At 72.5% G+C, this 23,443-nt stretch carries 22 protein-coding genes and 2 tRNA genes; 12 read left to right on the top strand and 12 right to left on the bottom strand.

Going from position 1 to position 23,443, the window contains the following annotated elements; all coding sequences use genetic code 11:
• The first annotated feature begins 232 nt into the window (after nucleotides 1-232).
• The 5 genes from CRP51_RS04970 (at nucleotide 233) to CRP51_RS04950 (ending at nucleotide 3,421) form a co-directional block, all read left to right on the top strand.
• Entirely contained in the window at nucleotides 233-886 is a 654-nt protein-coding gene (locus CRP51_RS04970; protein WP_097229735.1) for a DedA family protein, read from the top strand.
• An 86-nt stretch (nucleotides 887-972) separates the two neighbouring features.
• On the top strand, nucleotides 973-2,013 hold the full coding sequence (locus tag CRP51_RS04965; RefSeq protein ID WP_097229734.1) for a Gfo/Idh/MocA family oxidoreductase: 1,041 nt from the start codon (nucleotides 973-975) through the stop codon (nucleotides 2,011-2,013).
• An 84-nt stretch (nucleotides 2,014-2,097) separates the two neighbouring features.
• Nucleotides 2,098-2,169 (top strand) — tRNA-Cys (locus CRP51_RS04960).
• A gap of 81 nt (nucleotides 2,170-2,250) precedes the next feature.
• Entirely contained in the window at nucleotides 2,251-2,676 is a 426-nt protein-coding gene (locus CRP51_RS04955) for a YybH family protein (RefSeq protein ID WP_097229733.1), read from the top strand.
• A gap of 223 nt (nucleotides 2,677-2,899) precedes the next feature.
• Nucleotides 2,900-3,421 (top strand): DUF3830 family protein, encoded by a 522-nt coding sequence (locus CRP51_RS04950; protein WP_097229732.1) that lies wholly within the window; start codon nucleotides 2,900-2,902, stop codon nucleotides 3,419-3,421.
• On the opposite strand, the gene CRP51_RS04945 is transcribed toward CRP51_RS04950, so the two are convergent.
• Both CRP51_RS04945 and CRP51_RS04940 read right to left on the bottom strand, forming a co-directional pair.
• Nucleotides 3,402-4,871, bottom strand: a complete 1,470-nt coding sequence (locus tag CRP51_RS04945) for an amidase (RefSeq protein WP_097229731.1) — start codon at nucleotides 4,869-4,871, stop codon at nucleotides 3,402-3,404. The genes CRP51_RS04950 and CRP51_RS04945 overlap by 20 nt on opposite strands.
• Nucleotides 4,868-5,839 carry a D-2-hydroxyacid dehydrogenase gene (locus CRP51_RS04940; RefSeq protein WP_097229730.1) on the bottom strand — a complete coding sequence of 324 codons (972 nt, stop codon included), beginning with the start codon at nucleotides 5,837-5,839 and terminating at the stop codon, nucleotides 4,868-4,870. Before CRP51_RS04940 ends, CRP51_RS04945 begins: the two co-directional genes overlap by 4 nt.
• A 170-nt stretch (nucleotides 5,840-6,009) precedes the next feature.
• Here CRP51_RS04940 and CRP51_RS04935 point away from each other — a divergent pair, with 170 nt between their 5' ends.
• Nucleotides 6,010-6,924: a maleate cis-trans isomerase family protein gene (locus CRP51_RS04935; RefSeq protein ID WP_097229729.1), complete on the top strand. Its 915-nt coding sequence runs from the start codon at nucleotides 6,010-6,012 to the stop codon at nucleotides 6,922-6,924.
• Nucleotides 6,925-6,932: 8 nt separating this feature from the next.
• Complete coding sequence (locus CRP51_RS04930) at nucleotides 6,933-7,667, top strand: maleate cis-trans isomerase family protein (RefSeq protein ID WP_097229728.1); 735 nt, start codon at nucleotides 6,933-6,935, stop codon at nucleotides 7,665-7,667.
• A 202-nt stretch (nucleotides 7,668-7,869) separates the two neighbouring features.
• Here CRP51_RS04930 and CRP51_RS04925 read toward each other — a convergent pair whose 3' ends face one another.
• A complete protein-coding gene (locus CRP51_RS04925) occupies nucleotides 7,870-8,271 on the bottom strand; it encodes a site-specific integrase (protein ID WP_097229727.1) in 402 nt (133 codons plus the stop codon).
• Nucleotides 8,272-8,396: 125 nt separating this feature from the next.
• Complete coding sequence (locus tag CRP51_RS04920; RefSeq protein WP_097229726.1) at nucleotides 8,397-10,148, bottom strand: putative bifunctional diguanylate cyclase/phosphodiesterase; 1,752 nt, start codon at nucleotides 10,146-10,148, stop codon at nucleotides 8,397-8,399.
• A gap of 349 nt (nucleotides 10,149-10,497) precedes the next feature.
• Between CRP51_RS04920 and CRP51_RS04915 the strand changes: the two genes are divergently transcribed.
• Nucleotides 10,498-11,715 (top strand): M6 family metalloprotease domain-containing protein, encoded by a 1,218-nt coding sequence (locus CRP51_RS04915; RefSeq protein ID WP_245880370.1) that lies wholly within the window; start codon nucleotides 10,498-10,500, stop codon nucleotides 11,713-11,715.
• A 61-nt stretch (nucleotides 11,716-11,776) separates the two neighbouring features.
• Here CRP51_RS04915 and CRP51_RS04910 read toward each other — a convergent pair.
• From CRP51_RS04910 to CRP51_RS04900, 3 genes are all read right to left on the bottom strand, one after another.
• Nucleotides 11,777-11,850: transfer RNA gene (locus tag CRP51_RS04910), tRNA-Lys, on the bottom strand.
• A 128-nt stretch (nucleotides 11,851-11,978) separates the two neighbouring features.
• Nucleotides 11,979-12,335: a DUF8844 domain-containing protein gene (locus tag CRP51_RS04905; RefSeq protein ID WP_097229725.1), complete on the bottom strand. Its 357-nt coding sequence runs from the start codon at nucleotides 12,333-12,335 to the stop codon at nucleotides 11,979-11,981.
• Between the two features lie 20 nt (nucleotides 12,336-12,355).
• Nucleotides 12,356-13,288 carry a phosphatase PAP2 family protein gene (locus CRP51_RS04900; protein WP_097229724.1) on the bottom strand — a complete coding sequence of 311 codons (933 nt, stop codon included), beginning with the start codon at nucleotides 13,286-13,288 and terminating at the stop codon, nucleotides 12,356-12,358.
• Nucleotides 13,289-13,469: 181 nt separating this feature from the next.
• On the opposite strand from CRP51_RS04900, the gene CRP51_RS04895 reads away from it, so the two are divergent.
• Entirely contained in the window at nucleotides 13,470-14,075 is a 606-nt protein-coding gene (locus tag CRP51_RS04895; RefSeq protein WP_097229723.1) for a histidine phosphatase family protein, read from the top strand.
• Between the two features lie 23 nt (nucleotides 14,076-14,098).
• On the opposite strand, the gene CRP51_RS04890 is transcribed toward CRP51_RS04895, so the two are convergent.
• Nucleotides 14,099-15,505, bottom strand: a complete 1,407-nt coding sequence (locus CRP51_RS04890; RefSeq protein ID WP_097229722.1) for an NsdA family TPR-like regulatory protein — start codon at nucleotides 15,503-15,505, stop codon at nucleotides 14,099-14,101.
• A 174-nt stretch (nucleotides 15,506-15,679) separates the two neighbouring features.
• Here CRP51_RS04890 and CRP51_RS04885 point away from each other — a divergent pair, with 174 nt between their 5' ends.
• Together CRP51_RS04885 and CRP51_RS04880 are read left to right on the top strand one after the other, a co-directional pair.
• Nucleotides 15,680-16,054: a hypothetical protein gene (locus tag CRP51_RS04885; RefSeq protein ID WP_097229721.1), complete on the top strand. Its 375-nt coding sequence runs from the start codon at nucleotides 15,680-15,682 to the stop codon at nucleotides 16,052-16,054.
• An 84-nt stretch (nucleotides 16,055-16,138) separates the two neighbouring features.
• A complete protein-coding gene (locus CRP51_RS04880) occupies nucleotides 16,139-17,002 on the top strand; it encodes a spermidine synthase (protein ID WP_097229720.1) in 864 nt (287 codons plus the stop codon).
• 322 nt (nucleotides 17,003-17,324) lie between these two features.
• Here the strand turns inward: CRP51_RS04880 and CRP51_RS04875 are convergent, their stop codons facing one another.
• Genes CRP51_RS04875 through CRP51_RS04860 form a run of 4 tightly spaced genes read right to left on the bottom strand, consistent with a single transcriptional unit; the run spans nucleotide 17,325 to nucleotide 22,088 of the window.
• Nucleotides 17,325-18,743 (bottom strand): GH1 family beta-glucosidase, encoded by a 1,419-nt coding sequence (locus CRP51_RS04875; protein ID WP_097229719.1) that lies wholly within the window; start codon nucleotides 18,741-18,743, stop codon nucleotides 17,325-17,327.
• 57 nt (nucleotides 18,744-18,800) lie between these two features.
• Nucleotides 18,801-19,724, bottom strand: a complete 924-nt coding sequence (locus CRP51_RS04870) for a carbohydrate ABC transporter permease (protein ID WP_097229718.1) — start codon at nucleotides 19,722-19,724, stop codon at nucleotides 18,801-18,803.
• The gene (locus CRP51_RS04865) at nucleotides 19,724-20,749 is read right to left on the bottom strand and encodes a carbohydrate ABC transporter permease (protein WP_097229717.1); all 1,026 of its coding nucleotides are present in this window, start codon (nucleotides 20,747-20,749) and stop codon (nucleotides 19,724-19,726) included. Before CRP51_RS04865 ends, CRP51_RS04870 begins: the two co-directional genes overlap by 1 nt.
• 13 nt (nucleotides 20,750-20,762) lie before the next feature.
• Nucleotides 20,763-22,088, bottom strand: coding sequence for an ABC transporter substrate-binding protein (locus CRP51_RS04860; protein ID WP_097229716.1), 1,326 nt, complete (start codon nucleotides 22,086-22,088; stop codon nucleotides 20,763-20,765).
• A 237-nt stretch (nucleotides 22,089-22,325) separates the two neighbouring features.
• On the opposite strand from CRP51_RS04860, the gene CRP51_RS04855 reads away from it, so the two are divergent.
• A complete protein-coding gene (locus tag CRP51_RS04855) occupies nucleotides 22,326-23,363 on the top strand; it encodes a LacI family DNA-binding transcriptional regulator (RefSeq protein ID WP_097229715.1) in 1,038 nt (345 codons plus the stop codon).
• The last annotated feature ends 80 nt before the right edge of the window (nucleotides 23,364-23,443 follow it).

The raw sequence follows: 23,443 nt of genomic DNA, 5'->3' as shown, positions 1-23,443 counted from the left end.
CGGCCGAGCGTATACCCCGGTGCCGTATGGCCGGCGAGGGGAGCCCCCCGCCCCCTAGGGGAGCACCCCCGAGACGACCCTTCCTCGACCAAAGGCGGACCCCACACCTTCCCTGGGATCGACTTTCGGCGCTATTCCCAGGCCGGGCAACGTGTCAGCTTTGACTGACGGGTTGGCCCCGGGTGGACGGGCCGGCCGGGTGAGCCGAGTTGACGGGGGAGTCGGGGCGGAGATGGACGGCGCGCTGGGGATGTACGTTCTGCTGGCACTGACGACCGCGCCGCCCCTGGTCCCCAACGCCGCGCTGATCGCCTCGGCCGGGCTGCTCGCCCAGTCCGGTGAGCTCGACCTCTGGTTGGTCCTCGCGGTCGTCGCCGGCGGAGCGCTCGCCGGCGACGTTCTGGTCTACGGCCTCGGCCGGCTGGCCGGGCCCCGCGTCCGCGCCTGGCTCCAGCGCAGGCCGGCGCGCCGCTCCGCGCTGGAGTGGATGGCCGGGCGCCTCGCGCGGCACGGGGTGCCGTTCGTGGTCGGGATGCGGTTCCTGCCCAGCGGCCGGCTGGTCGGCGGGCTGACTGCGGCCGTCGTGGGCTTCCCCTTCCGCCGCTTTCTGCTGGGGTCCGCCCTCGCCGAGGCCGTCTGGGCCTCCTACAGCGTCGGCCTCGGCTACTGGGGCGGCGCCGCGTTCGAGGGGGCCTGGGTCGGGCTGCTGGTGGGCACCGCGCTCTCGCTGCTGGTCGCCGGCGTCGCCCAACTCGTCAGCGTCCGCGCCGGCGCGAAGACGGGGCGCGCCCCGCTCGCGAGCGCCCCGCCCGAACAGGCTCCGCCCGAACAGGCTCCGCAGGAGAGCGCCCCGCAGGAGAGCGCCCCGTTCGAAGGCGCCTCCTGACGGTGCGCCACCAGGCCGTCTGCCGGACGGGCGTTCCCGTGAGGCATCCTTGTGCGAGCCGGTCGCCCCCGCGTGAAGGGACCCCCATGCCCGTATCCGCCTCGCCGTCAGGCCCCCTCGGTATCGCCGTTCTCGGGGCCGGAAAGATGGGCGCCGACCATGTGCGCCGCGTCGACCGCCTGACCGGCGGCGCCCGCGTCGCCGCCGTCGCCGACCCCCACCCGGAGCGCGTCGCCGCCGTCGCCGGGGAGATCGAGGGCTGCGCCGCCGTCACCGACCCGCTGGCCGCGCTCGACGCCGACGGCGTCGACGCCGTGCTGATCGCCTCCCCGGGGCCGGCCCACGAGGAGGCGCTGCTCGCCGCCCTCGACCGGGGGCTGCCGATCTTCTGCGAGAAGCCGCTGGTCCCCGAGCCCGAGGCCGCGCTCCGGGTCGTCCTGGCCGAGGCCAAGGCGGGCCGCCCGCTCATATCCGTCGGCTTCATGCGCCGCTTCGACGCCGAACACCAGCGGCTGAAGGCCCTGTTGGAAGCCGACGAGCTGGGCGCGCCCCGCCTCCTGCACTGCCGCCACCGCAACCTCGCCGTCCACTCCTACTTCACCGAGGCCATGCTGATCACGGACTCGGTCGCGCACGAGATCGACTCCGCCCGCTGGCTCCTCGGCCAGGAGATCACCGCCGTCCAGGTCTACCGCCCCACCGCCGCGCTGCCCGGCCACACCGGGCTCAACGACCCGCAGCTCGTCGTCTTCGAGACGGACGGCGGGGTCGTCGTCGACGTCGAGATCCTGGCCAACGGTGGCTTCGGCTACCAGGTCCAGACCGAGGCCGTCTGCGCACGCGGCACCGCCCGCATCGGCGAGGCGCACGGCCTGATGACCAACACCGCCGGCCGCTGGGGCGGCGAGATCGCCCAGGACTACCTCACCCGCTTCGCCGACGCCTACGACCGGGAACTGCGCGCCTGGGTGGACGCCGTCCGCCACGGCACCACCGTCGGCGCCACCAGCTGGGACGGCTACGCCGTCGCCGCCGTCTCCGCCGCCGGCGTCGAGGCCCAGCGCACCGGCCGCCGCGTCCCCGTCGAACTGGCGCCGCGCCCCGACCCGTTGATGAACACCGTGTGACCCCCGATGCCAATCGCATGGCATCACCCGCCCCACCCTTGAACCCACGCACCGGCCGGGGCACGCTCGAACGAGCAGCACCCCGGCCGTGTGCCCGAGTGGTTCAGGGACTCGCCTGCAAAGCGAGTTACGCGGGTTCGATTCCCGCCACGGCCTCCGACGTTCGCACACCGACTGACCCGCACATGTCTGTGGGGGATTGACTTCAACCGCGCTTGACGTTTCACACTTGCCGGCGTGAACGAAACAGACGAGCGGGACATCAGAAGGACGCTTGCGACGTACACCGACCTGTGGGTGCGCCACGAGATGGACGAGTGGGGCGAACTCTTCACCGAGGACTCGGACTTCATCACCCACCGCGGCGTCTGGTGGACGACACGGCGCGAGAACGTCCGGGGGCACAAGGACATCCCCGAAACGGTCGTGGCCCAGAAGAAGCACTACACGCAGGAGATCGTCTCCGTCCAGGCCGTCGCGCCCGACGTCGCGCTCGTCCACACCGCGTGGACCTGGCCGGGCCACCGCGTCTCGACGGCCGAGCCGCCCGAGGACCGCAGGGGACTCGTCACCCTGGTGCTGGTGCGGCAGCCGACCGGTCGCTGGTTGATCCGCGCCGCGCACAACACCAGGGAGAACGGCCTCGCCGACGGGAAGCGCTGACAGCCTCCGGTCCTCGGCTCAGAAACCGCTCGGCCCGCTCGCCGTCCGCGGGCCGCTGGCCGCCGGCCGCCGTCCGCCGGGCGCCGGCCGTCCCGTTCACGTTCCCGCGCGCGTCCCCCGCCACTCCTGGACACATCTCCGCGTTCACCGGGAAACCTCCCCGGTGGGTGTGGCGTGCGACCATGCCCGGACAGTGTCGCGCACGACCAAGGAGGCAGCCGTGATGTCCGGAAACGAGGCCGGGACGACCGAGCGCTTCATCACCGTCTCGCTGGAGAAGCGGGGTGTCAGCTGTACCGCGAAGCTGCTCGGCGACCGCGCGCCGATCACCTGCGACGCGGTGTGGAACGCCCTGCCGCTGGGCGGGGACGTCTACCACGCCAAGTACGCGCGCAACGAGATCTACGCGCTGGTCCCGCCGTTCGCGCCCGAGGAGCCGCCGCTGGAGAACCCGACCATCACCCCCATCCCCGGCGACCTCTGCTACTTCACCTTCACCGACACCCAGTTGGGCACCAGCTCCTACGGCTACGAGAACGACGCCAAGCACCAGGGCCGGACCACCGTCGTCGACCTCGCGCTCTTCTACGAGCGCAACAACCTGCTGATCAACGGCGACGCCGGCTGGGTGCCCGGCATCGTCTGGGGCAGCGTCGTCGACGGCCTGGACCGGATGGCCGACGCCTGTCAGGACCTGTGGCGCGCGGGCGCGTTGGGCGAGAGCCTCACCTTCCGCCGCGCGTAGGCGGCGTCGACGGCGGTGCCGGCGGCGGTGCCGGCGGCAGCGGCGGCTCCGGCACCCCGGCGACGCCGGCCACATGCAGCGCGTGGGCCGCCCGCAGCACCGTCGCGTCGCCGTGCCGCGGCCCCACCAGCTGCAGTCCGATCGGCAGCCCCGCCGCGTCCCGCCCGCAGGGCAGCGAGGCGGCGGGCTGCTGTGTCAGGTTGAACGGATAGGTGAACGGCGTCCACTCCGTCCACCGCCGCTGCCCCGAACCCTCCGGCACCTCCACGCCCTTGGCGAACGCGGTGATCGGCAGCGTCGGCGTCACCAGCAGGTCGTAGCGCTCGTGGAAGCCCCCCATCGCGCGCCCCAGCGCCATGCGCACGTCCACGGCGGCCAGGTAGTCCAACGCGCTGTACCGCGCGCCCTGCTCCCGGATCTCGGCCAACCCCGGGTCCAGCGCGGCCACCTGGGCCGCGTCGAAGAACTCGGTGACCCGCGCGGCGCCGGCGAACCACAGCACGTGGAACGCCTCGCGCAGCTGGTCCAGCGACGGCAGCGGCGGATCGACCTCGTCCACCTCGGCTCCCAACTCGCTCAGCCGCGCGACCGCCCGTTCCACCGCCCGGGCGACCTCAGGCGCGACCGCCACCTCGCGCAGCCGGGGCGAGTAGGCGATCCGCAGGCCCCGCACCCGTTCCGCCCCGCCCACGAGCGCGCCCGCGAAACTGCTGGTGGCCGGGGCCAGTTGGGACCAGTCCCTGGCGTCGGGGCCGCTGATCACGTCCAGCAGCAGGGCCGCGTCGCGCGCGTCCCTGGTCATCGGCCCGACGTGGGCGAGCGTGCCGAAGGCGCTCGCCGGGTACAGCGGCACCCGCCCGTACGTCGGCTTGAGCGCGAAGATCCCGCAGAACGCGGCGGGGATGCGCACCGAGCCGCCGCCGTCCGTGCCCAGGCTCAGCGGCCCGGCACCCAGTGCCACCGCGGCGGCCGAGCCGCCGCTGGAGCCGCCGGCCGTGCGCTCGGGGGCGTACGGGTTGCCCGTCGCGCCGTGCAACGGCGAGTCGGTGACGCCCTTCCAGCCGAACTCGGGGGTGGTCGTCTTTCCCACCAGCACCGCGCCCGCCTCCCGCAGCCTCGCCACCGAGGGGGCGTCCTCCTCCCACCGCTCCCCGGCGGGCACGGCCGCCGAGCCGCGGCGGGTCGGATGGCCACGCTGCAACAGGATGTCCTTGACGGTCGCCGGCACCCCGTCCACCGGACTCAGCGGCGTCCGCCGCCGCCACCGCTCGGTCGCCGCCCGCGCCTGCTCGGCCGCGCCCTCGTGGTCGATCAGCGTGAACGCGTTCACCGTCGTCCGCGCCAGCTCCGCGCGCTCCAGCACGGCGGCGGTCGCCTCCGTCGGCGACGCCTCGCCCGCCGCGAACACCGCCGCCAGCTCGGCGGCGGTCAACGTGGCCAGATCCGTCATGTTTCCTCCCCGGGGACATAACCCAGTCGCTTGTCGACGACGTTGAGCAGCGGCCGGCCCGCGTGCCAGCGGTCGAAGTTGTCCAGAAACTGATGGGCCAGGTCGTCGCGCCAGCCGAAGGTGTCGCCGCTCATGTGCGGCGAGAGCATCAGGTTCGGCACGTCCCACAGCGGGCTGTCCCGGGCCGGCGGCTCCTCGGGCAGCACGTCCAGCGCCGCACCGGCGATGCGGCCGGCCCGCAGCGCCTCGGCCAGGTCGTCGACGACCACGTGCGCGCCCCGGCCGATGTTGATCAGGTGGGCGGTCGGCCGCATCAGCGCCAGGGTCCCCGCGTCGAACATGCCGGTGGTCTGCGGGGTGAGCGGCGCGGCGCAGATCACCCAGTCCGCCTCGGGCAGCAGTTCGGGGAGTGAGTCGGCGGCGTGCACGCGGCCGAAGGCCGGGTCCCGCTCCCTGGCGCGCCGGCCGACCAACTCGACCGTCACGCCCAGGGTTTGGAGCAACGCCCCGATCCGCCGCCCGATCGGGCCCGAGCCGACGACCAGGGCGTTGCTGCCGTAGACCTTTGCCGTCTCCCGGTGAACCCAGCGGTGCTGGTCCTGCGCGGCCCAGGTTCCCCGAAAATCCTTTGCCAGAGCCAACACCAAACCGGCGACATATTCGGCGATGGGGCGATCGAAGACACCACGGGCGTTCGTGATCACGGTGTCGGATTCCAGCAGTTCTGGAAAGAGCAGCCGGTCCACTCCGGCGCTTGCCGTGTGCACCCAGGTCGGGCGAGGGCCCGGCCCGGGCCAGGCGTGTCGAACGGCGTCGGACAGGAAGTCCCAGACGAGCAGGACGTCTGCCTCCGGCAACCGTGTGGCCAGCGACGGCGCGTCGCTGATCAGCACCTCGGCACGGCCTTCGAGCCGGTCGAGGCGGGGTGGTGGATCGTCGTCGAGAACCAGGACACGAGGTGCGGTCATGAGGGAGAAACCGTTCCGAAACGAATGGCTGTTTGATTGGCATGGCGAGGATTGACCACGCTAGGAACCGGAACTACCTTCGTCAACGAAGGCATCTGCGAAAACCAGTATCCCGGCCGGGGTTTCCCCCTCCCCCAAGCCGCCCCTCCGTTGTGAATCGGGGTCCCGACATGGATGTCTCCTTTTTGGGCGGGCCGCAACCGCAGCGCGGTGTCGGAGTCGTCGCACCCTTTGATTTCGCCCTCGACCGCGAGCTGTGGCGTTGGGTTCCCGACGACGTCTCGCTCCATCTCACCCGTACCCCGTTCGTCCCCGTCGAGGTCAGTCTCGACCTCGCCCGGCTGGTCAGCGAGCACGAGACGCTCCGCGAGGCGGTGCGCGCGCTGATCGCCGTCAGCCCCGAGGCCGTGACCTACGCCTGCACCTCGGGCAGCTTCGTCGGCGGCCTCGCCGGGGAGCGCGCGATGGCCGAGGCCATGACCCAGGCGGGCGACGTACCGGCGTGCACGACCTCGGGCGCGCTGCTCAGCGCGCTGCGCGAGCTGGGCGCGAAGCGCGTCGCCGTGATCACCCCGTACACGAAGTCGGTCACCGACGCGCTGGAGGACTATCTGCGGGAGGCCGGCATCCAGGTCTGCGGGCGCAGCTATCTCGGTCTGACCAGGGAGATCTGGCGGGTCGGCTACCGCGACGTGGTGGACATGGCGCGCGAGGCGGTGCACGAGGCGCCGGACGCGCTCTTCATCAGCTGTACCAACCTCCCCACCTACGACGTGATCCCGCAGCTTGAGGCCGAGCTGCGGATGCCGGTGGTCTCGGCCAACCAGGTGACCATGTGGGCCGCCCTGCGCCAGCTCGGCAAGGACGCGGTCGGCCCCTACCAGGCGCTGCTGGATCCGGCCGCGCGGCGCGGCCCCGCCTCGATGGCGCCGCTCCCGCCCGTCGTGGACGGCGCGCTGCCGGGCACGGCGCTCCCCGAGCCGGCCCTGGCCGAGGCGGTGGAGCCGCCGCAGGGCTACCAGGAGGGCTTCCCCGATCCGTTCGGCGACGCGCTGCCGGACGTCTTCCCCGACGACGAGAGGTGAGGTGACGGATGGTCGCGAAGGTTGGCTTCCTGTACCCGGGGTACTCGGCCGAGGACGACTTCCCCCGGCTGGAGGCCATGCTGAACGAGGCGGGCGCCGACGTGCGGCTGCCGCTGGTCCACACCGACATCGGCACCGACGCGCACCGGGTCGACGCCCTGCTGGAGATGGGTTCCGTCGACCGGCTGACGGCGGTGCTGGGCGAGTTGACGGAGGGGCGGGGCGTCGACGCGGTGGTGTGGGCCTGCACGTCGGCCAGCTTCGTCTTCGGCTTCGAGGGCGCGCGGGAACAGGTGCGCCGGCTCTCCGCGGCCGCCGGGCTGCCCGCCTCCTCGACCTCCTTCGCGTTCGCCCGCGCGGTCGCCGCGCTGGGAGTGCGGCGGGTGGCGGTGGCCGCCACCTATCCGGAGGACGTGGCCGGGCTCTTCGCCGACTTTCTGAAGGCGGCCGAGATCGAGGTGGTCGCGACGCGCGGCAGTGGGATCATCACGGCAGCGGAGGTCGGCACGTGGGGGCGCGAGGAGGTGCTGCGGCTCGCGCGCGCCGGTGACGACCCGGGCGCGGAGGCGGTGCTGCTGCCGGACACCGCGCTGCACTCGGCGGCCTGGGTGGCCGAGCTGGAGGCGGAACTGGGCAAACCGGTGCTGACGGCGAACCAGGTCACGGTCTGGGAGGGCCTGCGCCTGCTGGGCCACCGCCCGGTCTGCCCGCCCCTCGGCACGCTGTTCGCCGCGCGGGGCTGAGGCCCGCCGGGTCTCAGGGGCGCGGGGAAGGACACGGCGCGTGGGTGGGCGGGGGTCGGTCGACCACGGCGCCGGCCGGTTTCGGCGGGGTGTCGGACGCGGCCCGACGCCTGGTCGCTCGCGCGGTTCCCCGCGCCCCTTGTGGGGGGCGGCGTTCGCGGCCGTGCGCCGGTGACCATGGGTTGGTGGCGGGCCCCGGTCCTCACGCCCCTTCGCGGTGCCGCTTGCCGGCCGTGCGGAAGGCGTGGATGGCCTGGCCGTGCTCCTGCGCGCCCCGCACCGCCTCCTCCCAACTCAGCGCGCGTAGACGTTCGTTGCCGGCCCCGAAAAGCGGCCCCGTGGCGCGGTCGGCCATCAGCGGCGCGAGCAGCGCGAGGGAACGCGCGCCGAGCGCGACCGGCCCCGCCGTGCTCCCCGTTCCGGTCCTGACGATCCGGCCGCCGGCGAGGTCGACCTCGCGCACGTCGAGCGAGAGCAGGTCGAGCACGCGGATGTCCGTCTCCCACAGCAGTTGCCAGAGCGCGCGGTGCAGTACGGGGATGGAGTCGTCCGCGAGGAGGGCGTCGCATCTCTCCGGGGTGATGCTTTCGGCCATGATCTTCATGGATGGGCAGTATTCCGCCATCGCCCGGCCCCGTACAGGGGTTGGGGCTGGCGTACTCCCGCCCTGGCGCGCGCCCGGCGCCGGCGGGCGTCCGGTGCCGGCGGGCGTCCGGTGCCGGCGGGCGCTCAGCGGCCCGCCAGCATCGCCGCCAGATGCTCCGGCGGCAGCGGCCTGGCGTAGTGCCAGCCCTGGCCCGTGTCACAGCCGATGCGCCGCAGCCGTTCCGCCTGGGCCGGGCCTTCGACGCACTCGGCGGTCACCGTGAGGCCCAGTTTGTGGGCGAGCTGGACCAGGGAGGTCACGATGGTCTCGTCCGCCGGGTTGAGATGGCGCGCGGTGCGGAAGCCGCGCACGAACGTGCCGTCCAACTTCAGCGCGCGCACCGGGAGCCGGCTGAGGTAGGCCAGGTTGGAGTAGCCGGTGCCGAAGTCGTCGATGGCGATCCGCACGCCCATGTCGGAGAGCGCCTGGAGTGCCTGGAGCGGACGACCGGCGGAGCCCATCACGTCGGACTCGGTCAGCTCCAGTTGGAGGAGCCCGGACGGCAGTCCTGACTCGCGCAGCGCGCAGGCCACGTCGTTGACCAGGTCGGAGTCCCAGACCTGCCGGACGGCCACGTTGACGGAGACGAAGAGCGGCGGTCCCGGGTGCTCAAGCTGCCAGCGGCGCGCCTGGCGGCAGGCCTCGTGGAGCACCCAGCGGCCGAGCGGGACGATCGCGCCGTTCTCCTCCGCCAGGCCGATGAAGCGGTCCGGGCTCAGCGTGCCGAACTGCGGATGCCGCCAGCGCACCAGCGCCTCCGCGCCGCGCACGATGTCGTCCGCGAGCCCCACGATCGGCTGGTACTCCAGGGTGAACTCCTCGCGCTCCACCGCGTGGCGGAGAGTGGAGGAGAGCGACTGGCGGGTCATCCGGTGCGCGTTGCGCTCGGGGTCGAAGAGCGTCCAACGGGCCTTGCCGTCGGCCTTGGCCCAGTAGAGCGTGGTGTCGGCGGCCTGCATCAGGTCGGTCGGGGTCGTGGTGGCGCATTCTCGCTCCACGACGCCGATGCTGGCCGAAACCGCCAGGCGCTGGCCGGCCAGGTCGAAGGGGTGCTGGAGCGCGGCCAGCATCGCGCTGGCCAGCACGGTCAACTGCTCGGTGCTGGTCGAGCTCTCCACCAGCACCGCGAACTCGTCCCCGCCGAGCCGGGCCACCAGATGCCCCCCGGCCCCGCTGGCGCACTCGGTCAGCCGCTGGGCCGCCGCGCTCAGCAGCTGGTCGCCGACCCGGTGGCCCAGGGTGTCGTTGACGGCCTTGAAGCCGTCCAGCCCCAGATAGCACAGCCCGATCCGGCCGGTGGCCGAGTCGGCGAGGGCGTGGGTGAGCCGTTCGAAGAAGAGGGCGCGGTTGGGCAGCCTGGTGACCGGGTCGTGCATCTGGATGTGGCGCAGGCGTTCCTTCAGCTCCCGGCGTTCGCTGATGTCCGCCACCGTCAGCAGCGCGACGGTGCGGCCGCCGCCGGTGGGGGTGACGGTGATGTCGGCCCAGAGCGTGTGGCCGTCGGTGTGCTTGATCCGGCGGGTGCAGCGCAGCAGCTCCCGGTGGCCGGTGAGCACCGCGCGGTAGGAGCCCTGGGTGCGGTCGTCGATGCCGATGCCGGCGAGCGCGTCCGCCGAACGCCCCGCCAGCTCCTCGGGCCTGACGCCCAGCAGCGCGCCGAGCGCGGGGTTGGCGGAGATGATCTGCCCCGATCTGCCGAGAAGCGCCATCGGCAGCGCGGCGATGCGGAAGACCGCCTGATAATCCCTATGCGCCTCACTCTCCGTAATGGCATGGGGAGTTGCGGCGAGGCCGCCTCCGGGGATCTGGCCCGGTCCTTTGGGGGGTCCGTTCACCGCTTGCTCCGGAAGGGGATGGGGCGCCCGCGGACGGTGCCTTCGGGCACTCCCCGGCTGCCCGCATGGCGTATCCGCGCTGGAAATGTGCCGATCATAGAGGTTCGGGAGTGGGCTGAGCCAGTGCCCGACGGGCCTGTCTCGATTCCCAGAAAGTGCCTCCCCGACAAGTTTTCGACCAGTTGATCGTTTCTGCTCGGCGGCTTTCTTTCAACGATCATTCGGGACTGTCGTTCACGTGGAGTAATCGAAACTCCGTTACCTGACCGGGCTAGCGAAACAGGGCGAACCACTCCAAAAACAAACAAGGTGGACTCGGCGTACCACAACGGCACGACGGGAGGTCGCAGTGCGCCGTGACCATCGCCGCCCAGCGGCCGTCCTGACCGCGCTCGCCGCCCTGCTCGCCACCACGATGACCGCCGCCCCCGGAACCGGGGCGCTCGCCGACGAGCCGTGCGGGCTGCCGCGCTCGGCCGCCGTCCACCACTCGCTCGGGCTGGACAGCTGGAACGACGACTATCCGCGCCCGGTGGGCACCGTCCGCGCCGTGATGCTGTTCCTTTCCTTCCCCGACACCGAGCCCCGACTGAGCCCCGGGCGCATCGCCGAGGACTACTTCCCGGCCACGACGGAGTACTTCGACCGCTCCTCCTACGGAAGGCTCTCGCTGGAGACCGAGGTCGTGGAGGAGTGGCTGGAGATGCCGGCCGACTCCGTCGACTACGGCATACAGCGCGACTGGCCCGCCGAGCAGCGCGCCGACTACCTGCACGACGCGCTGTCGGTCATCGCCCCCGCGACGGATCTGGCGGCCTACGACGTGGTCTACCTGGTCGCGGACCCGGACGCGCCGGGCGTCGACTCCGACGCGACCAAGGTGGTCAACTTCAACTCCCCGATCACCGTCGGGGAGGCCGAGATCCGTCGTCTGGTGACCGTCTTCGAAAACCGCCGCCCCGACCGCAACGTGCTGGCGCACGAGACCGGCCACGTCTTCGACCTGCCCGACCTCTACAACCGGCCGACGGAGGGCAGCGGCGACTGGGACACCCATGTGGGGGACTGGGATCTGATGGGCAGCCAGTTCGGACTCGCCCCCGACCTCTTCGGCTGGCACAAGTGGAAGCTGGGCTGGCTGGACCCCGAGCACGTCGCCTGCGTCCGCTCCTCCGGCACCAGCCTGCACACGCTCCAGCCGCTGGGCGCCCCGCTGGACGAGCGCGACCCGGCCGCCGACACCCGGATCGCCGTGGTGCGCACCGGCCCCTCCGAGGCGCTGGTGGCCGAGGCGCGGACGCCGATCGGCAACGACAGGTCGCTGTGCACCAGGGGCGTCCTGCTCTACCGGGTGCGGGGCGACGTGGCCTCCGCCGAGGGCCCGGTGCGGGTGATCGACGGGCACCCGGAGTCCGACGCCTGCCACGGCACCTCGGTGCACCCCCGGCTGGCCGACGCGCCGCTGGAGACCGGCGAGAGCTATGTCGACGCGTCGTCCGGGGTGCGGATCGAGGTGGGGGAGCGGACGTCGAGCGGCGGCTGGCACATCAGGGTGGACAAGGAGTGAGCGCCGGACCCCGAGCATGGGGAAGGCCCCCCGGTCTGTCGACCGGAGGGCCTTCATCAGGTGCGCCGCCAGGGACTCGAACCCCGGACCCGCTGATTAAGAGTCAGCTGCTCTAACCAACTGAGCTAGCGGCGCCTGCTGACGTCGTAGACATTAGCACTCCGAACCGGTGAAGCAAAAATCGGTTCCCGAGCCGGCCCACGAGACGTTTGCCCAGCCCACGGGGGACGCCGCCGCAGCGGCCCGCACGGCACCCGTCGGCCTCACGCCCGCCGTCCCCGCAGCTTCCGACCGAACTCGATCATCTTCACCGCGTAGTCCTCGGTCCAGCCCGCGCGGTCGGCGATCGCCGCCGCGTTCCACGCGTCGAACCGGGCCGGGTCGGCCAGCTGCGCGGCGGCCAGCGCCTGGTACTCCACCGAGCGGTCGGCGGCCTGCTGGAAGGCCGTCGCCAGCTCGGTGGAGCGGTCGAGCAGCTCGCGCGGGTCGCTGATCGACTCCAGCGAGAAGAAGTGCTCCTCGTCGGCACGCTCGTCCGGCGGCTCGAAGAAGAGGGCGGCGGGACGACGGTACCGGGGCGGTGTGCCGGAGGGCTCGCGGCCGGGGCCTGGGTCGGACATGCGGCGATCAGCCTCCTGGTTCAGGACGGCGGAGTCAGATGGCGTTCCTGTGCGGTCGACGATCCATTGTGCCGCGCCCTGGGGATCGCCGACGAGACTCCGGGGGCGCTCGCGCCGGCCTGGTCGTCCGTCTCACGCCGGCGCGGGCGCCGGGCGTCCTCGTCGATCGTGGGCAGCGTGCCGTAGTCCGGGGCGCTCTCGCCCCGGTCCCAGCCGAAGCGGGCCCGTATCCGTGCCGACACCAGCAGCGCCGGACGGGCCAGCAGCAGCCCGGCCACCATCACCGTCACCCCGGCGACCGCGTCCAGGAAGTAGTGGTTGGCCGTGCCCATGACGACCATGACCGTGATCAGCGGATAGCCGACGGCCGCGGCGCGCAGCCACCGCGAGCGCCGCCCGTAGTGCCAGAGCGCCACCCCGCACCACACCGCCCAGCCCACGTGCAGGCTCGGCATGGCCGCGTACTGGTTGGTGAGGTCGCCCATCCCGCTGGGCGCGCTCGCGTCGTCCGCCCACCAGCCCCAGTCGCTGTACTGCGCCAGGCTGTCCACGAAACCGTGTCCGCCGGGCAGCAGCCGGGGCGGGCTGGTCGGCATCAGCGTGAAGCCGACCAGGCCCATCATGGTCGAGATCAGCAGCCAGGTCCGCATCAGCCGGTAACGCGCCGGGCGCTGGTGGTAGAGCCACAGCAGCACCAGCGGGGTCACCAGGTAGTGCAGGGAGGCGTAGGCGAACGAGGAGGGGATGCCCAGCCAGGGCTCCTGGGTGAACAGCTCGTTGAGCGGCTCCTCCGCGTGCAGCCACAGCGCCCGCTCCAGCCGTAGGATGCTGAGGCCGTTCTCCACGGCCGTCGTGACGTCTCCCCGCGCCAGCAGTCTCGCTCCGGAGTAGGCCCCGTAGGCCACCAGGATCAGCAGCAGCTCGGTCCACCAGCGTGGCCGCTGTTTGGGCATCGGCGGGAACTCCGGATCATCTCGTCTTCGACTGTTGGACAGACGTGCGTCAGTTAACCGTAAGGCGAACCGCTACGGGAGAGACGCCGAGGAGCTCTTCCCGGTTGCGTGAGGAATGATGTGAGACGTGTGGGACGTGAGCGCTCGCGTTCCTCCGCACCCGCCCCACGAGAGGAACTCCATGGCCCCGCGCATCCTGTTGGTCCGACACGGGCGGACGGCCTGGTCCGTCTCCGGACGGCACACCGGACTGACGGATGTCCCCCTGCTCGACGAGGGGCGCGCGCAGGCCAGGGCGTTGGGCGAACGGCTCCGGCGCGCGCCGTGGGACGGCCTGCCGGGGGCGGAGGTCCGCACCAGCCCGCTGAGCAGGGCCGCCATGACCTGCGCGCTGGCCGGCTTCGGCGACCGGGCCACCGCCTGGGACGCGTTGCGGGAGTGGGACTACGGGCAGGAGGAGGGCCGCACCACCGAGGAGATCGCCCGGGACCGCGGTGGTGACTGGGTCATCTGGCGCGACGGCGTGCGCGGCGGCGAGTCCATGGCGCGGCTGGCCGAGCGCGCCGACGAGGTGGTCGCCTGGGCGCGCGGCGTCGAGGGGGACGCCGTGGTCTTCGCGCACGGGCACATCCTGCGCGCGGTGGCGGCCCGTTGGCTCGGCCAGGAGGTCGACTTCGCCGCCCGGCTGAAGCTGGACGCGGCGGCGCTCTCCGTTCTCTCCCTGGCCTACGGCGAGCCCGCGCTGGAGAGGTGGAACGACACCGCGCACCTGACCGGATCCGACTGAGGCGACGAGGCGCCGCCGGGGCCCTACGCGCCGACGGCGCGCTGCCGTTCGATGAACGGGGCGACGGCCCGCTCCCTGCGCGCCGGCCTCAGCCGGGTCGCCGTGTCGGCGAGCAGTTCGGTGATCCGGGTGGAGCGGACCCCGGACATCAGGTCGAGGGTCCGCTGGCCCGCGGCCGCGGCCTCCTCCGGCCGGCCGGACCTGGCCAGGAAACCGGCCAACTCGGCCGAGTAGAGCGCGATGTTGCGGGCGAAGTGCGGGTCGCTCAGGGCCACCCGCACCGCGCGCCCGGCGCACTCGGCGGCGCGCGCCCAGTCGCCGAGCAACGCCCAGCACTGCCCCTCCAGACTGGCGAACTCGCCGTCGCCGAAGAACGACATCCACTCCGGGGTCATCGCGACCGACCCCCGGGCGTAGGCCTCCCCGGCCCGCTCGATCGCCTGCCGCACGTCGGCGCGCTCCCCCATCCCGGCCCAGCCGGCGGCCTCGCGCAGCGCCAGCAGGGAGCGCAGGCGCTCCGAGCCGACCACCTCGGCGGCGCGCGCGCCGGCCTGAGCGGCGCGCACCGCCTCGCGCGGGCGCCCCGTGTCCCTGGCGAGAAAGGCCAGATTGCAGAACGCGTGCGCCTCCAGCGCCGGATCACCGCTCACCCGCGCGGTCGCCAGCGCCTCCCCGTAGTAGGAACGGGCCTCCGCCCAACGGCGCGAGTCGTGCGCGAGCCAGCCGACGGAGAGGGCCAACTCGCCCGTGTTCGAGTGGAGTTCGTCGTTGACCGAGGAACGCCTCGCGCCGAGGTCCAGCAGCTCGTAGGCGGTCCGCAGCGCCTCGCCGGCCGGCCGGTAGAGCGCCAGCGCCCCGTGCTGGTCGTCGAGCAGCCGGATGTCGCGCACGGCCTCGCGGACCCGGGCGACCTCGGCGGTCCCCGGCCGGGTTCCGGCGGCTGAGGCAGGGGGCGCCGGGCCCAGGCCCGCGAGGGACGCGATGGCGGCGGTGCCGCCCGTCATGAACGCACGACGCAGCACGTCGCTCTCCTCCGTGTCGTGGGTGTGCCCGCCCGGGGGCGTGCCCTCGCGCCCGCGCGCGGGCGACGGTGGGGCGGCTGTGGGGGTGGTGTTCGGCTCGGCACGTGGTGGGGGGACGGCGCGCGCACCGCGTCCTCGGACCGTCTGGCGTGGCGCGAAACCGAGGTCGGTCAGGGTGCGTCCCGGGAACATATGAAGAAATACCCGTTCGTACGCGTAGTTAGGGCACCGAATCTCGCCCGCTTCCACACGTCCCACATAGCGCGCGTCGCAGGAGACCCGCTCGCCGATCTCCCGCGCCGCGCGCCGCACCGCCGCGGCGAACTCGCCGGGGGAGAGCCCGCCGCGCAGCCGGCGGAACGTCTCGTTGGGGGTGGCCGACCGGGACGGGGGTGATGACCTCGCCATGACGGCGAAGGTACCGGCTGTAGCGGTACGGGCACCGGGAGTTGGGGAGTGGCGTCACCCGCGCTCGTGGATCTGCCATGAACTGCCATCCAAAGGAGGGGATCCCGGCCGTAGCCGTTGACAGGGGTCCGCCGTTAGACATGCGCACCCGACAGCACCCCTGGAGGAGGACCCATGGCGGACACCGGCGACGCGGCCTGCGACGTGGTCACGGTTCCGGCGCGGCAAGGACTGGAAGCCGTCGACCTGCTGCGCCTTCGGCACGGGGTGGGCCCGGTGCTGCACGACCGGGAGAGCGACACCCTGGGCTTCCTGGTCCCCCCGGGCACCGCCGCCCGGTGGAACCTGCCCGGCAGCGCCTGCACCAGGGCGGGCGCGGCGGCCCCCGTCGCCGGCGGCCGGCCCTGGGCGAGGGGCAGCGGCTGGCTGGTGCCCCCGGAGGGCGCCGTCGCCCGCTCCACGGAGCCCGAGCGGCTGCGGGCGGCCATCCACGAGGCGGTCAACACGCTGGCGGTCGTGGACCGTTGCGGCGGCACCGCGCACCACTGAGCCGAACGGCGCGCGGCCGGCCCGCGCGCCGGGCGTGCGCGCCCCCGGTATCAGGACCCCCGGTTCCCGGGGGAGACTGGGGCCGTGGCGGGAAGACGAGCGCGGCGGTCGGCGGACCGGGGACAGGTGACCGAGACGGTGGACGGCGGCGAGGCCCGCCTGGTCCCCGACCCGGACCGGGAGGACGCCTGGGAGCTGCTGATCGACGGCGCCCCCCAGTCCCATGTCGACCTCGCCGACCCCACCCGGCTGGCGTTCGAGTACCAGCGCAGGCTCGGCCATCTCGTCGACCTGCTCGCGCCGCCGGGACGGCCGGTGCGGGTGCTCCACCTCGGTGGTGGCGCGCTGACCCTGGCGCGGTACGTGGCGGCGACCAGGCCGCGCTCCGGCCAGCAGGTGGCCGAGCCGGACGCGCGGCTGACCGCGCTCGTGCGCGGGCGGCTGCCGCTACCGGACGGCGCGCGGGTGCGGGTGCGCGCCCTTGACGCCAGGGAGGCGCTGGCCAGGGTGCCCGAGGGCTGGGCCGACCTGGTCATCACCGATGTCTTCGCCGACGCCAGGACCCCTGCGCACTGCGCGAGCGTCGAGTTCCTCGACGCCGTCAGGACGGTGCTGGCCGCGGGCGGTTGGTACGCCCTCAACTGCACGGACGGGCCGCCGCTCGCCCACCTGCGGGGGCAGGCGGCGACGCTGCTCGCCAGGTTCCCCGAGGTCTGCCTGATGGCCGAGCCGGCGGTGCTGCGCGGCCGGCGCTTCGGCAACGGCGTGTTCTGCGCCGCCGACCACCCGTTGCCGGTCGCCGAGCTGACCCGCAGGTCCGCGGGCGACCCGTACCCCGCGCGGCTGCTCACCGGGCGTGAGCTGGTGGACTTCACCGGCGGCGCCGCCGTGGCCACCGACGCCACGGCCCGGCCGTCACCGCCCCCGCCGGACGGGGTCTTCCGCTGATCCACCGCTGGTCGGGGGCGGTCGGGCGGGCGTTGTCAGACCCTCGTGTCACAGTGTGTGACCAGATGGCGTGTGACTGCGACAGGGGTGGGACATGGGCGCGTGGAGCCTTGACGGGATGCGGCGGGCGTGGCGCCGGGGGAGGCGGCCGCTGCCGCGGAGGGTCCGCCCCGCGCGGACGTGCGGCGGCCCCCGGCCCGGCCGCGCGGGGCGCGGCGCGGGGCCGGGGGCCGGTGTCCCCCGCCCTCCTTCCCGAGGGGAAGGCATCCGGGGTGGGCGGGGGAGGCGCGGCGCCGTCCCCGGCGCCCGCTCCGGGCCGGCGTCAGCCGGCGGCCGGCAGCCGGCCGGAGCCGACCACCTCGGCGTACCAGCGGGCGCTCGCCTTCGGGGTGCGGCGCAGCGTCTCGAAGTCCACGTGCACGACCCCGAAGCGCTTGCTGTAGCCGTACGCCCACTCGAAGTTGTCCAGCAGCGACCACAGGAAGTACCCGCGGACGTCGACGCCGAGCCCGATGGCCTGGTGCACCGCGTCCAGGTGCCCGTGCAGGTAGCCGATCCGGTTCGGGTCGTGCACGGCGCCGTTGGCGTCCACCTTGTCGTCGAAGGCGGCGCCGTTCTCCGTGACGTAGAGCGGCAGGTCGGGGCGCTCCGCGCCGAAGCGGCGCAGCAGGTCCGTCAGGCCGGTCGGGTCGACGACCCATCCCATGTCGGTGCGCTCGCCCGCCGCCAGGTGGAACTCGACGGACTCCGACCCCACCCAGGGCGAGTGCTCGGACGCCCCGTGGCCGTCGTTGCGCGGCGCCTTCCGGCCCCCCACGGGGGCCGAGACCACGGTCGGGTTGTAGTAGTTGAGCCCGAGGAAGTCGATCTCCTGGTGGATCGTGGCCTCGTCCCCGTCCCGCACGAAGGACCAGTCGCTGATGTGCGCGGTGTCCTCCCTGAGGTCCTCCGGGTAGGTGCCGTGCAGCAGCGGGTCGGTGAAGATCCGGGTGTGCAGCGCGTCGATCCGCCGCGCCGCGTCCAGGTCCTCCGGCGCCTCGGTGCGGGCCCTGATCACGCCGGGGTTGACGGTGATCCCGACCTTCGCGTCCGCGGGCAGCGTGTCGCGCAGCGCCCGCACGCCGAGGCCGTGCGCGAGGTTGAGGTGGTGGGCCGCCTTCAGCACGGACTCCGGCTCGGTCCGGCCGGGCGCGTGGACGCCGGAGCCGTAGCCGAGGAAGGAGCTGCAGAAGGGCTCGTTGAGCGTGGTCCACATCGAGATGCGGTCGCCCAGCGCCGAGGCCACGAGCTGGGCGTACTCGGCGAAGCGCTCGGCGGTCTCCCGCGCCGGCCAGCCGCCGGCGTCCTCCAGCTCCTGGGGCAGGTCCCAGTGGTAGAGGGTGATCGCCGGGGTGATCCCGCGCTCCAGCAGCCCGTCGGCCAGCGACCGGTAGAAGTCCAGCCCGCGCTGGACGGCCGGGCCGCGGCCGGTCGGCTGCACCCGGGACCAGGAGACGGAGAAGCGGTAGGCCTTCAGGCCCAGCTCGGACATCAGGTCGAGGTCGTCGGCCCAGCGGTGGTAGTGGTCGCACGCCACGTCGCCGGTGTCCCCCTGGAAGACCTTCCCCGGCGTCCGGCAGAAGGTGTCCCAGATGGAGGGCGTGCGGCCGTCCTCGTTGGCGGCCCCCTCGATCTGGTAGGACGCGGTCGCCGATCCCCACAGAAAGTCGGCCGGGAAGACCCGAGGTTGTTTTTCAGACATGGAAGCGCTCCCATTCTTGCTCGTGGAGAGGGTGTCGAAGCGGGGCTGGCGGGGTGCTCAGCCCTTGAGTGCGCCGTGCATGATGCCGCCGACGATCTGCTTGCCGAACAGCACGAAGGCGACCAGCAGGGGCAGGGTGCCGAGGAAGGCCCCCGCCATGATCACGCCGCGGTCGGGGACGTAGCCCTGGCCCAGCCCCGTGAGGGCGACCTGGACCGTCGGGTTCTGCTGGGTGAGCGCGATGATCGGCCAGAAGAACTCGTTCCACGCCGCCACGAAGGTCAGCATCCCGAGCACGGCCATCGCCGGCCGCGCCGCCGGGAAGACGACGTGCCAGACCACGCGCAGGCTGTTGGCGCCGTCCACCCTGGCGGCCTCGATCAGCTCGCTCGGCAGCGCCTGTACCAGGTACTGCCGCATGAAGAAGACGCCGAAGGCGCTGACCATCGTCGGCAGGATCACGGCCTGGAGCTGCCCGGTCCACTCCAGCTCGGCGATCGCCATGAAGAGCGGGACGACGGTGAGCTGGGGCGGAACCATCATGGTGCCGATGACCAGCAGGAGCAGCAGGTTCTTCGCGCGGAACCTGAGTTTGGCGAAGGCGAAGCCGGCCAGGGTGGCGAAGAGCACGGTGGAGACGGTGATGGTGCCGGCCACGAAGATCGTGTTGATCATGGCCGTGCCCATGTGGGCATCGGTCCAGGCCGTCTCCAGGTTGCTGAAGAGCCGCCCGCCGAACCAGAAGGGCGGGGTCGGCTCGGCCAGCCGTGCGTTGCTGTGCGACGCGGCGATCGCCGACCAGAGCAGCGGCAGCACCGAGCCGAGCGCGAAGACGGCGAGGATGACATAGGACAGCCAGCCGGCGCGCAGATGGCCGCCGGCGCGGCCGGCGCCGCCGCCGCGCTTCCGGCCGCCGCGTCCGGGCGGCGGCGGGTCCAGCTCTTCCGCCGTGTCCGGGGTGATGACGGGTGCCGTGGCCATCACGCCTCCTCGCCGTTGCTCTTGCCCACCAGCCGGGTGAGCACCCAGTAGAGAAGCCCGATGACGATCAGCAGCAGGAACATCGTCCAGGCGATGGCCGCCGCGCGACCGAGATGGAGGTTGAACCAGCCGGTCTCGTACATGTAGAGACCGAGCGTCTGGTACTGACTCTGCGCGCCACCGTTCTCGCTGCCCGCCAACAGGTAGGGCTCACCGAAGAGCTGGGTGGCGCCGATGGTGGACACCACCACGGTGAAGAGGATGGTCGGCCGCAGCGCCGGGATGGTCACATGGCGGAACTGCTGCCAACGCGAGGCCCCGTCCAACGAGGCGGACTCGTAGAGGTCGTTGGGCACCGCCTGCATCGCGGCCAGGTAGATCAGGGTGTTGTACCCGGTCCAGCGCCAGATCACGATCGTCGAGATGGCGAACTGCGAGGTCCAGGTGCCGGCCTCCCAGTTCACCGGGTCGATGCCCACCAGGTCGAGCGCCCAGTTGATCATGCCGTAGTCGCGCCCGTAGAGCATCGCGAAGACGAGCGTGGCCGCCGCCACCGAGGTGGCGTAGGGCGTCAGCATGGCCACCCGGAACGCCATGCTGCCGCGCATCCGGTAGTTGAGGACGTGCGCGAGGCCCAGGGCCATCAGCAGCTGGGGCACCGTCGAGATGATCCCGATGGTGAAGGTGTTGCGCAGCGCGTTCCAGAAGAACTCGTCGTTCCAGAGACGGGAGAAGTTGTCGAAGCCGACCCACTCCATCTCGTTCGGGTTGACCATCGACGCCTGGTGCAACGCCGCCCAGCCGGTGTACAGCAGGGGAAAGAGTCCGAAGGCGGCGAAGAAGAGGAAGAAGGGGGAGATGAAGGCGTATGGGCTGAACTTGAGGTCCCACCGGTACCAGCGCGAGCGGCGTTCGATCCGCTTCCGCTCCTGGGGGGACGGCCCTTCGGCCTTGCCGGAATCGGGGCGCGGGGCCGCGCCCCCCGTGGTGGCGGGGGGCGCGGCCGCGGCGTGCTCAGTGGTCATCTACCTGTCCAGGTCATTCCGCGAGGGCGTTGTCCAGCTGGCTCACGACGCCGCTCCAGGCGTCGTCGGAGGAGAGCCCCTGCTGTTCCAGCGCGACCAGACCGTTGGTGATGTTCTCCTGGATCACCTGGTCCTGCGGGCCGATGACGGTCGTCGGGATCTCGGCCGAGGCCTGCGTGAAGATCTCGCCGATCGGGGCGTCCTGGAAGTACTCGTGGGTGGCCTCCAGCACCTCCGGCAGCTCGTGCGCCGCGGCGGAGCTGGGGAAGCTGCCGCGCTCGGTGAAGAGCTTGGCCTGCTGCTCGGGCGCGGTCAGCCAGGCGGCGAGCTTGACGGCCTCTTCCTTGTTGTCACCGGCCTCGGGCACGCCGATGAAGGAGCCGCCCCAGTTGGAGGGCGCGGGGGACTGGGCGACGTCCCAGACGCCGGCGCCGTTGTCGCCCGCCTCGGACTGGATGTAGCCGAGCATCCACGCGGGGCAGGAGGCGACGGTGGCGAACGCGCCGTTGGCGAAGGCGGTGTTCCACTCGTCGCTGAACTGCTGCTGCTGGTCGGTCAGTCCCGCCTCGGCGGCCTGGACCGACAGGTCCCAGGCGGTCTGGACGGACGCGCTGTCCTGGTAGTTGACCTCGCCGTCGGCGCTGTAGTAGCGCTCCTCGTAGGCGTTGACCACGGCGTTGAACATGCCGCCGGCGCCGTCGAGATAGGCCACGTCCTCCGGCCCGTTGGCGGCGAACTCCTCGCCCACCTCCAGATAGGACTCCCAGTCGGCGAAGAGCGCGCTCACCTCCTCGCGGTCGGTGGGCAGCCCGGCCTCCTCGAAGTAGTCGGTCCGGTAGCAGATGCCGGTCGGGCCGATGTCGGTGCCGAGTCCGATCACCCGGCCGTCCTCGGTGGTCGCCTGGTCCAGCTTCCAGGGCAGGAAGTGCTCGGTGTCCACGCCCTCGTGCTCGGAGAAGTCGACCCAGCGGGCGTTGAGGTCGCCGGTCATCTCGGCGATGTTGCCGACCTCGATGGCCTGGATGTCCATCAGCCCGCTGTTCTGCGCGAGGCGGGTGCGGAGCTGGGCTATGTAGTCGCCGTTCTCGGTGATCGAGTCCTGGGTGATGGTGACGCCGGGGTTCAGCTCCTCGTACTCCTCGTACAGCCCGGCCTCCTCGAAGCCGAACTGGCCGAAGACGCCGATGCTGATCTCCACGTCGCCGTCGCCACCCCCGTCCCCGTCGTCGCTGCCGCAGCCGGCGAGGAGGCCGGTGGCGAGGGTCGCGGCGGCGCCGAGGGCGAGCACCCTCGCGCTTCGGCGAAGTGGCCGGTGAGTGGTGCGTGCTCTGTCGCGCATGACGGATCGTCCTCCTGGCGCACACATGACGTTGCCTCCCCGGCCGGTGCTGCGCTTGTGGGGGTCGGGCCCGGGCTTGGAACGTGCGGGTTCTTGTAATGTTTCGGGCGCGTGGGAGCGCTCCCAGTTGTGATGGGTTGAAGGCTTCCTGAGCCCTCGGCGAGTGTCAAGTCATAGAACAGGTCGCTTCGGTATCCGTGATGTAGTTGGATTCCGGGGCGCAAACGGGAGGAACCGATGGCAGTGACAAGGCGCGGCATGGGCCGCGACGGAAGGCCGACGCTGGAACAGGTCGCCGCCCGCGCCGGGGTGGGACGGGGCACGGTCTCGCGCGTGATCAACGGGTCACCGCGCGTCAGTGAGCGCACGCGCGCGGCCGTTCAGCAGGCCATCGCCGACCTGGGGTACGTGCCGCACCGCGCGGCGCGGGCGCTGGCCGCCAACCGTTCGGACGCGATCGCCCTGGTCGTACCCGAGGCCGAGACCCGCCTGTTCGCCGAGCCCTACTTCTCCGGGATCATCCGGGGCGTGAGCGCCGAGTTGGCCGACACCGACATCCAGCTGCTGCTGACACTGATCCGCACCCCGAAGGAGCGGCAGCGGTTCTCGCAGTACGCGGCCAGCCACCGGGTGGACGGCGTGCTGCTGGTCTCCGTCCACGGAGACGATCCGATGCCCGACCAATTGGCCGAAATGGGCATCCCCGTGGTGATGAACGGACGGCGTTCCTCGGACGAGCTGGTGCCCCACGTGGACTGCGACAACGTCGGCGGTGCGCAACTGGCGGTGGAGCACCTGCTGGGGCGGGGACGCTCCACGGTCGCCACCATCACGGGCCCCTCGGACATGTACGTGGCCAGGTGCCGGGTCGACGGCTACAAGGAGGCGCTGCGCGCCGCCGGGCGGGACCCGGACGAGGACCTGATCGCCAAGGGGGACTTCTCCGAGGAGAGCGGGCACGCCGCCATGCACAAGCTGATGCGCCGCAGGCCCGAGCTGGACGCGGTCTTCTGCGCCTCCGACCTGATGGCCATCGGAGCCCGTCGCGCCCTGCGTGAGCTGGGCCGTTCCGTTCCGGGTGACGTCGCGCTCGTCGGATTCGACGACTCCTCGCTGGCCCGCCACATGGACCCGGCGCTCACCAGCGTGCGGCAGCCGATGGAGGGCATGGGCCGCGCGATGACCAGGGCGCTGCTGGCGGAGATCGGCGACTCGGGCCCCGACCGGCCCCGGCTGGTGCTCCCCACCGAGCTGGTGCGGCGGGGCTCCTCCTGAGGCGGGCGCCGCGCGAGCCACGGTCCCAGGGGCGGCGTCGCCGCGTGGCCGGCCGGCCCGTCGGCGGTCCCGTCGTGCGC

Source organism: Streptomyces zhaozhouensis, from assembly GCF_900230195.1.
Taxonomy (GTDB): Bacteria; Actinomycetota; Actinomycetes; order Streptomycetales; family Streptomycetaceae; genus Streptomyces; species Streptomyces zhaozhouensis.
This window is presented reverse-complemented; position numbering and strand designations above follow the sequence as displayed.

Excerpts from the sequence above, each read along its gene's own strand:
- CRP51_RS04860 (WP_097229716.1), bottom strand. The coding sequence starts at position 22,088 with ATGCGCGACAGAGCACGCACCACTCACCGGCCACTTCGCCGAAGCGCG.
- CRP51_RS04900 (WP_097229724.1), bottom strand. The coding sequence starts at position 13,288 with ATGCCCAAACAGCGGCCACGCTGGTGGACCGAGCTGCTGCTGATCCTG.
- CRP51_RS04935 (WP_097229729.1), top strand. The coding sequence starts at position 6,010 with ATGGATGTCTCCTTTTTGGGCGGGCCGCAACCGCAGCGCGGTGTCGGA.
- CRP51_RS04970 (WP_097229735.1), top strand. The coding sequence starts at position 233 with ATGGACGGCGCGCTGGGGATGTACGTTCTGCTGGCACTGACGACCGCG.
- CRP51_RS04950 (WP_097229732.1), top strand. The coding sequence starts at position 2,900 with ATGTCCGGAAACGAGGCCGGGACGACCGAGCGCTTCATCACCGTCTCG.
- CRP51_RS04945 (WP_097229731.1), bottom strand. The coding sequence starts at position 4,871 with ATGACGGATCTGGCCACGTTGACCGCCGCCGAGCTGGCGGCGGTGTTC.
- CRP51_RS04875 (WP_097229719.1), bottom strand. The coding sequence starts at position 18,743 with ATGTCTGAAAAACAACCTCGGGTCTTCCCGGCCGACTTTCTGTGGGGA.
- CRP51_RS04940 (WP_097229730.1), bottom strand. The coding sequence starts at position 5,839 with ATGACCGCACCTCGTGTCCTGGTTCTCGACGACGATCCACCACCCCGC.
- CRP51_RS04870 (WP_097229718.1), bottom strand. The coding sequence starts at position 19,724 with ATGGCCACGGCACCCGTCATCACCCCGGACACGGCGGAAGAGCTGGAC.
- CRP51_RS04855 (WP_097229715.1), top strand. The coding sequence starts at position 22,326 with ATGGCAGTGACAAGGCGCGGCATGGGCCGCGACGGAAGGCCGACGCTG.
- CRP51_RS04905 (WP_097229725.1), bottom strand. The coding sequence starts at position 12,335 with ATGTCCGACCCAGGCCCCGGCCGCGAGCCCTCCGGCACACCGCCCCGG.
- CRP51_RS04930 (WP_097229728.1), top strand. The coding sequence starts at position 6,933 with ATGGTCGCGAAGGTTGGCTTCCTGTACCCGGGGTACTCGGCCGAGGAC.
- CRP51_RS04890 (WP_097229722.1), bottom strand. The coding sequence starts at position 15,505 with ATGGCGAGGTCATCACCCCCGTCCCGGTCGGCCACCCCCAACGAGACG.
- CRP51_RS04885 (WP_097229721.1), top strand. The coding sequence starts at position 15,680 with ATGGCGGACACCGGCGACGCGGCCTGCGACGTGGTCACGGTTCCGGCG.
- CRP51_RS04865 (WP_097229717.1), bottom strand. The coding sequence starts at position 20,749 with ATGACCACTGAGCACGCCGCGGCCGCGCCCCCCGCCACCACGGGGGGC.
- CRP51_RS04895 (WP_097229723.1), top strand. The coding sequence starts at position 13,470 with ATGGCCCCGCGCATCCTGTTGGTCCGACACGGGCGGACGGCCTGGTCC.
- CRP51_RS04965 (WP_097229734.1), top strand. The coding sequence starts at position 973 with ATGCCCGTATCCGCCTCGCCGTCAGGCCCCCTCGGTATCGCCGTTCTC.
- CRP51_RS04925 (WP_097229727.1), bottom strand. The coding sequence starts at position 8,271 with ATGAAGATCATGGCCGAAAGCATCACCCCGGAGAGATGCGACGCCCTC.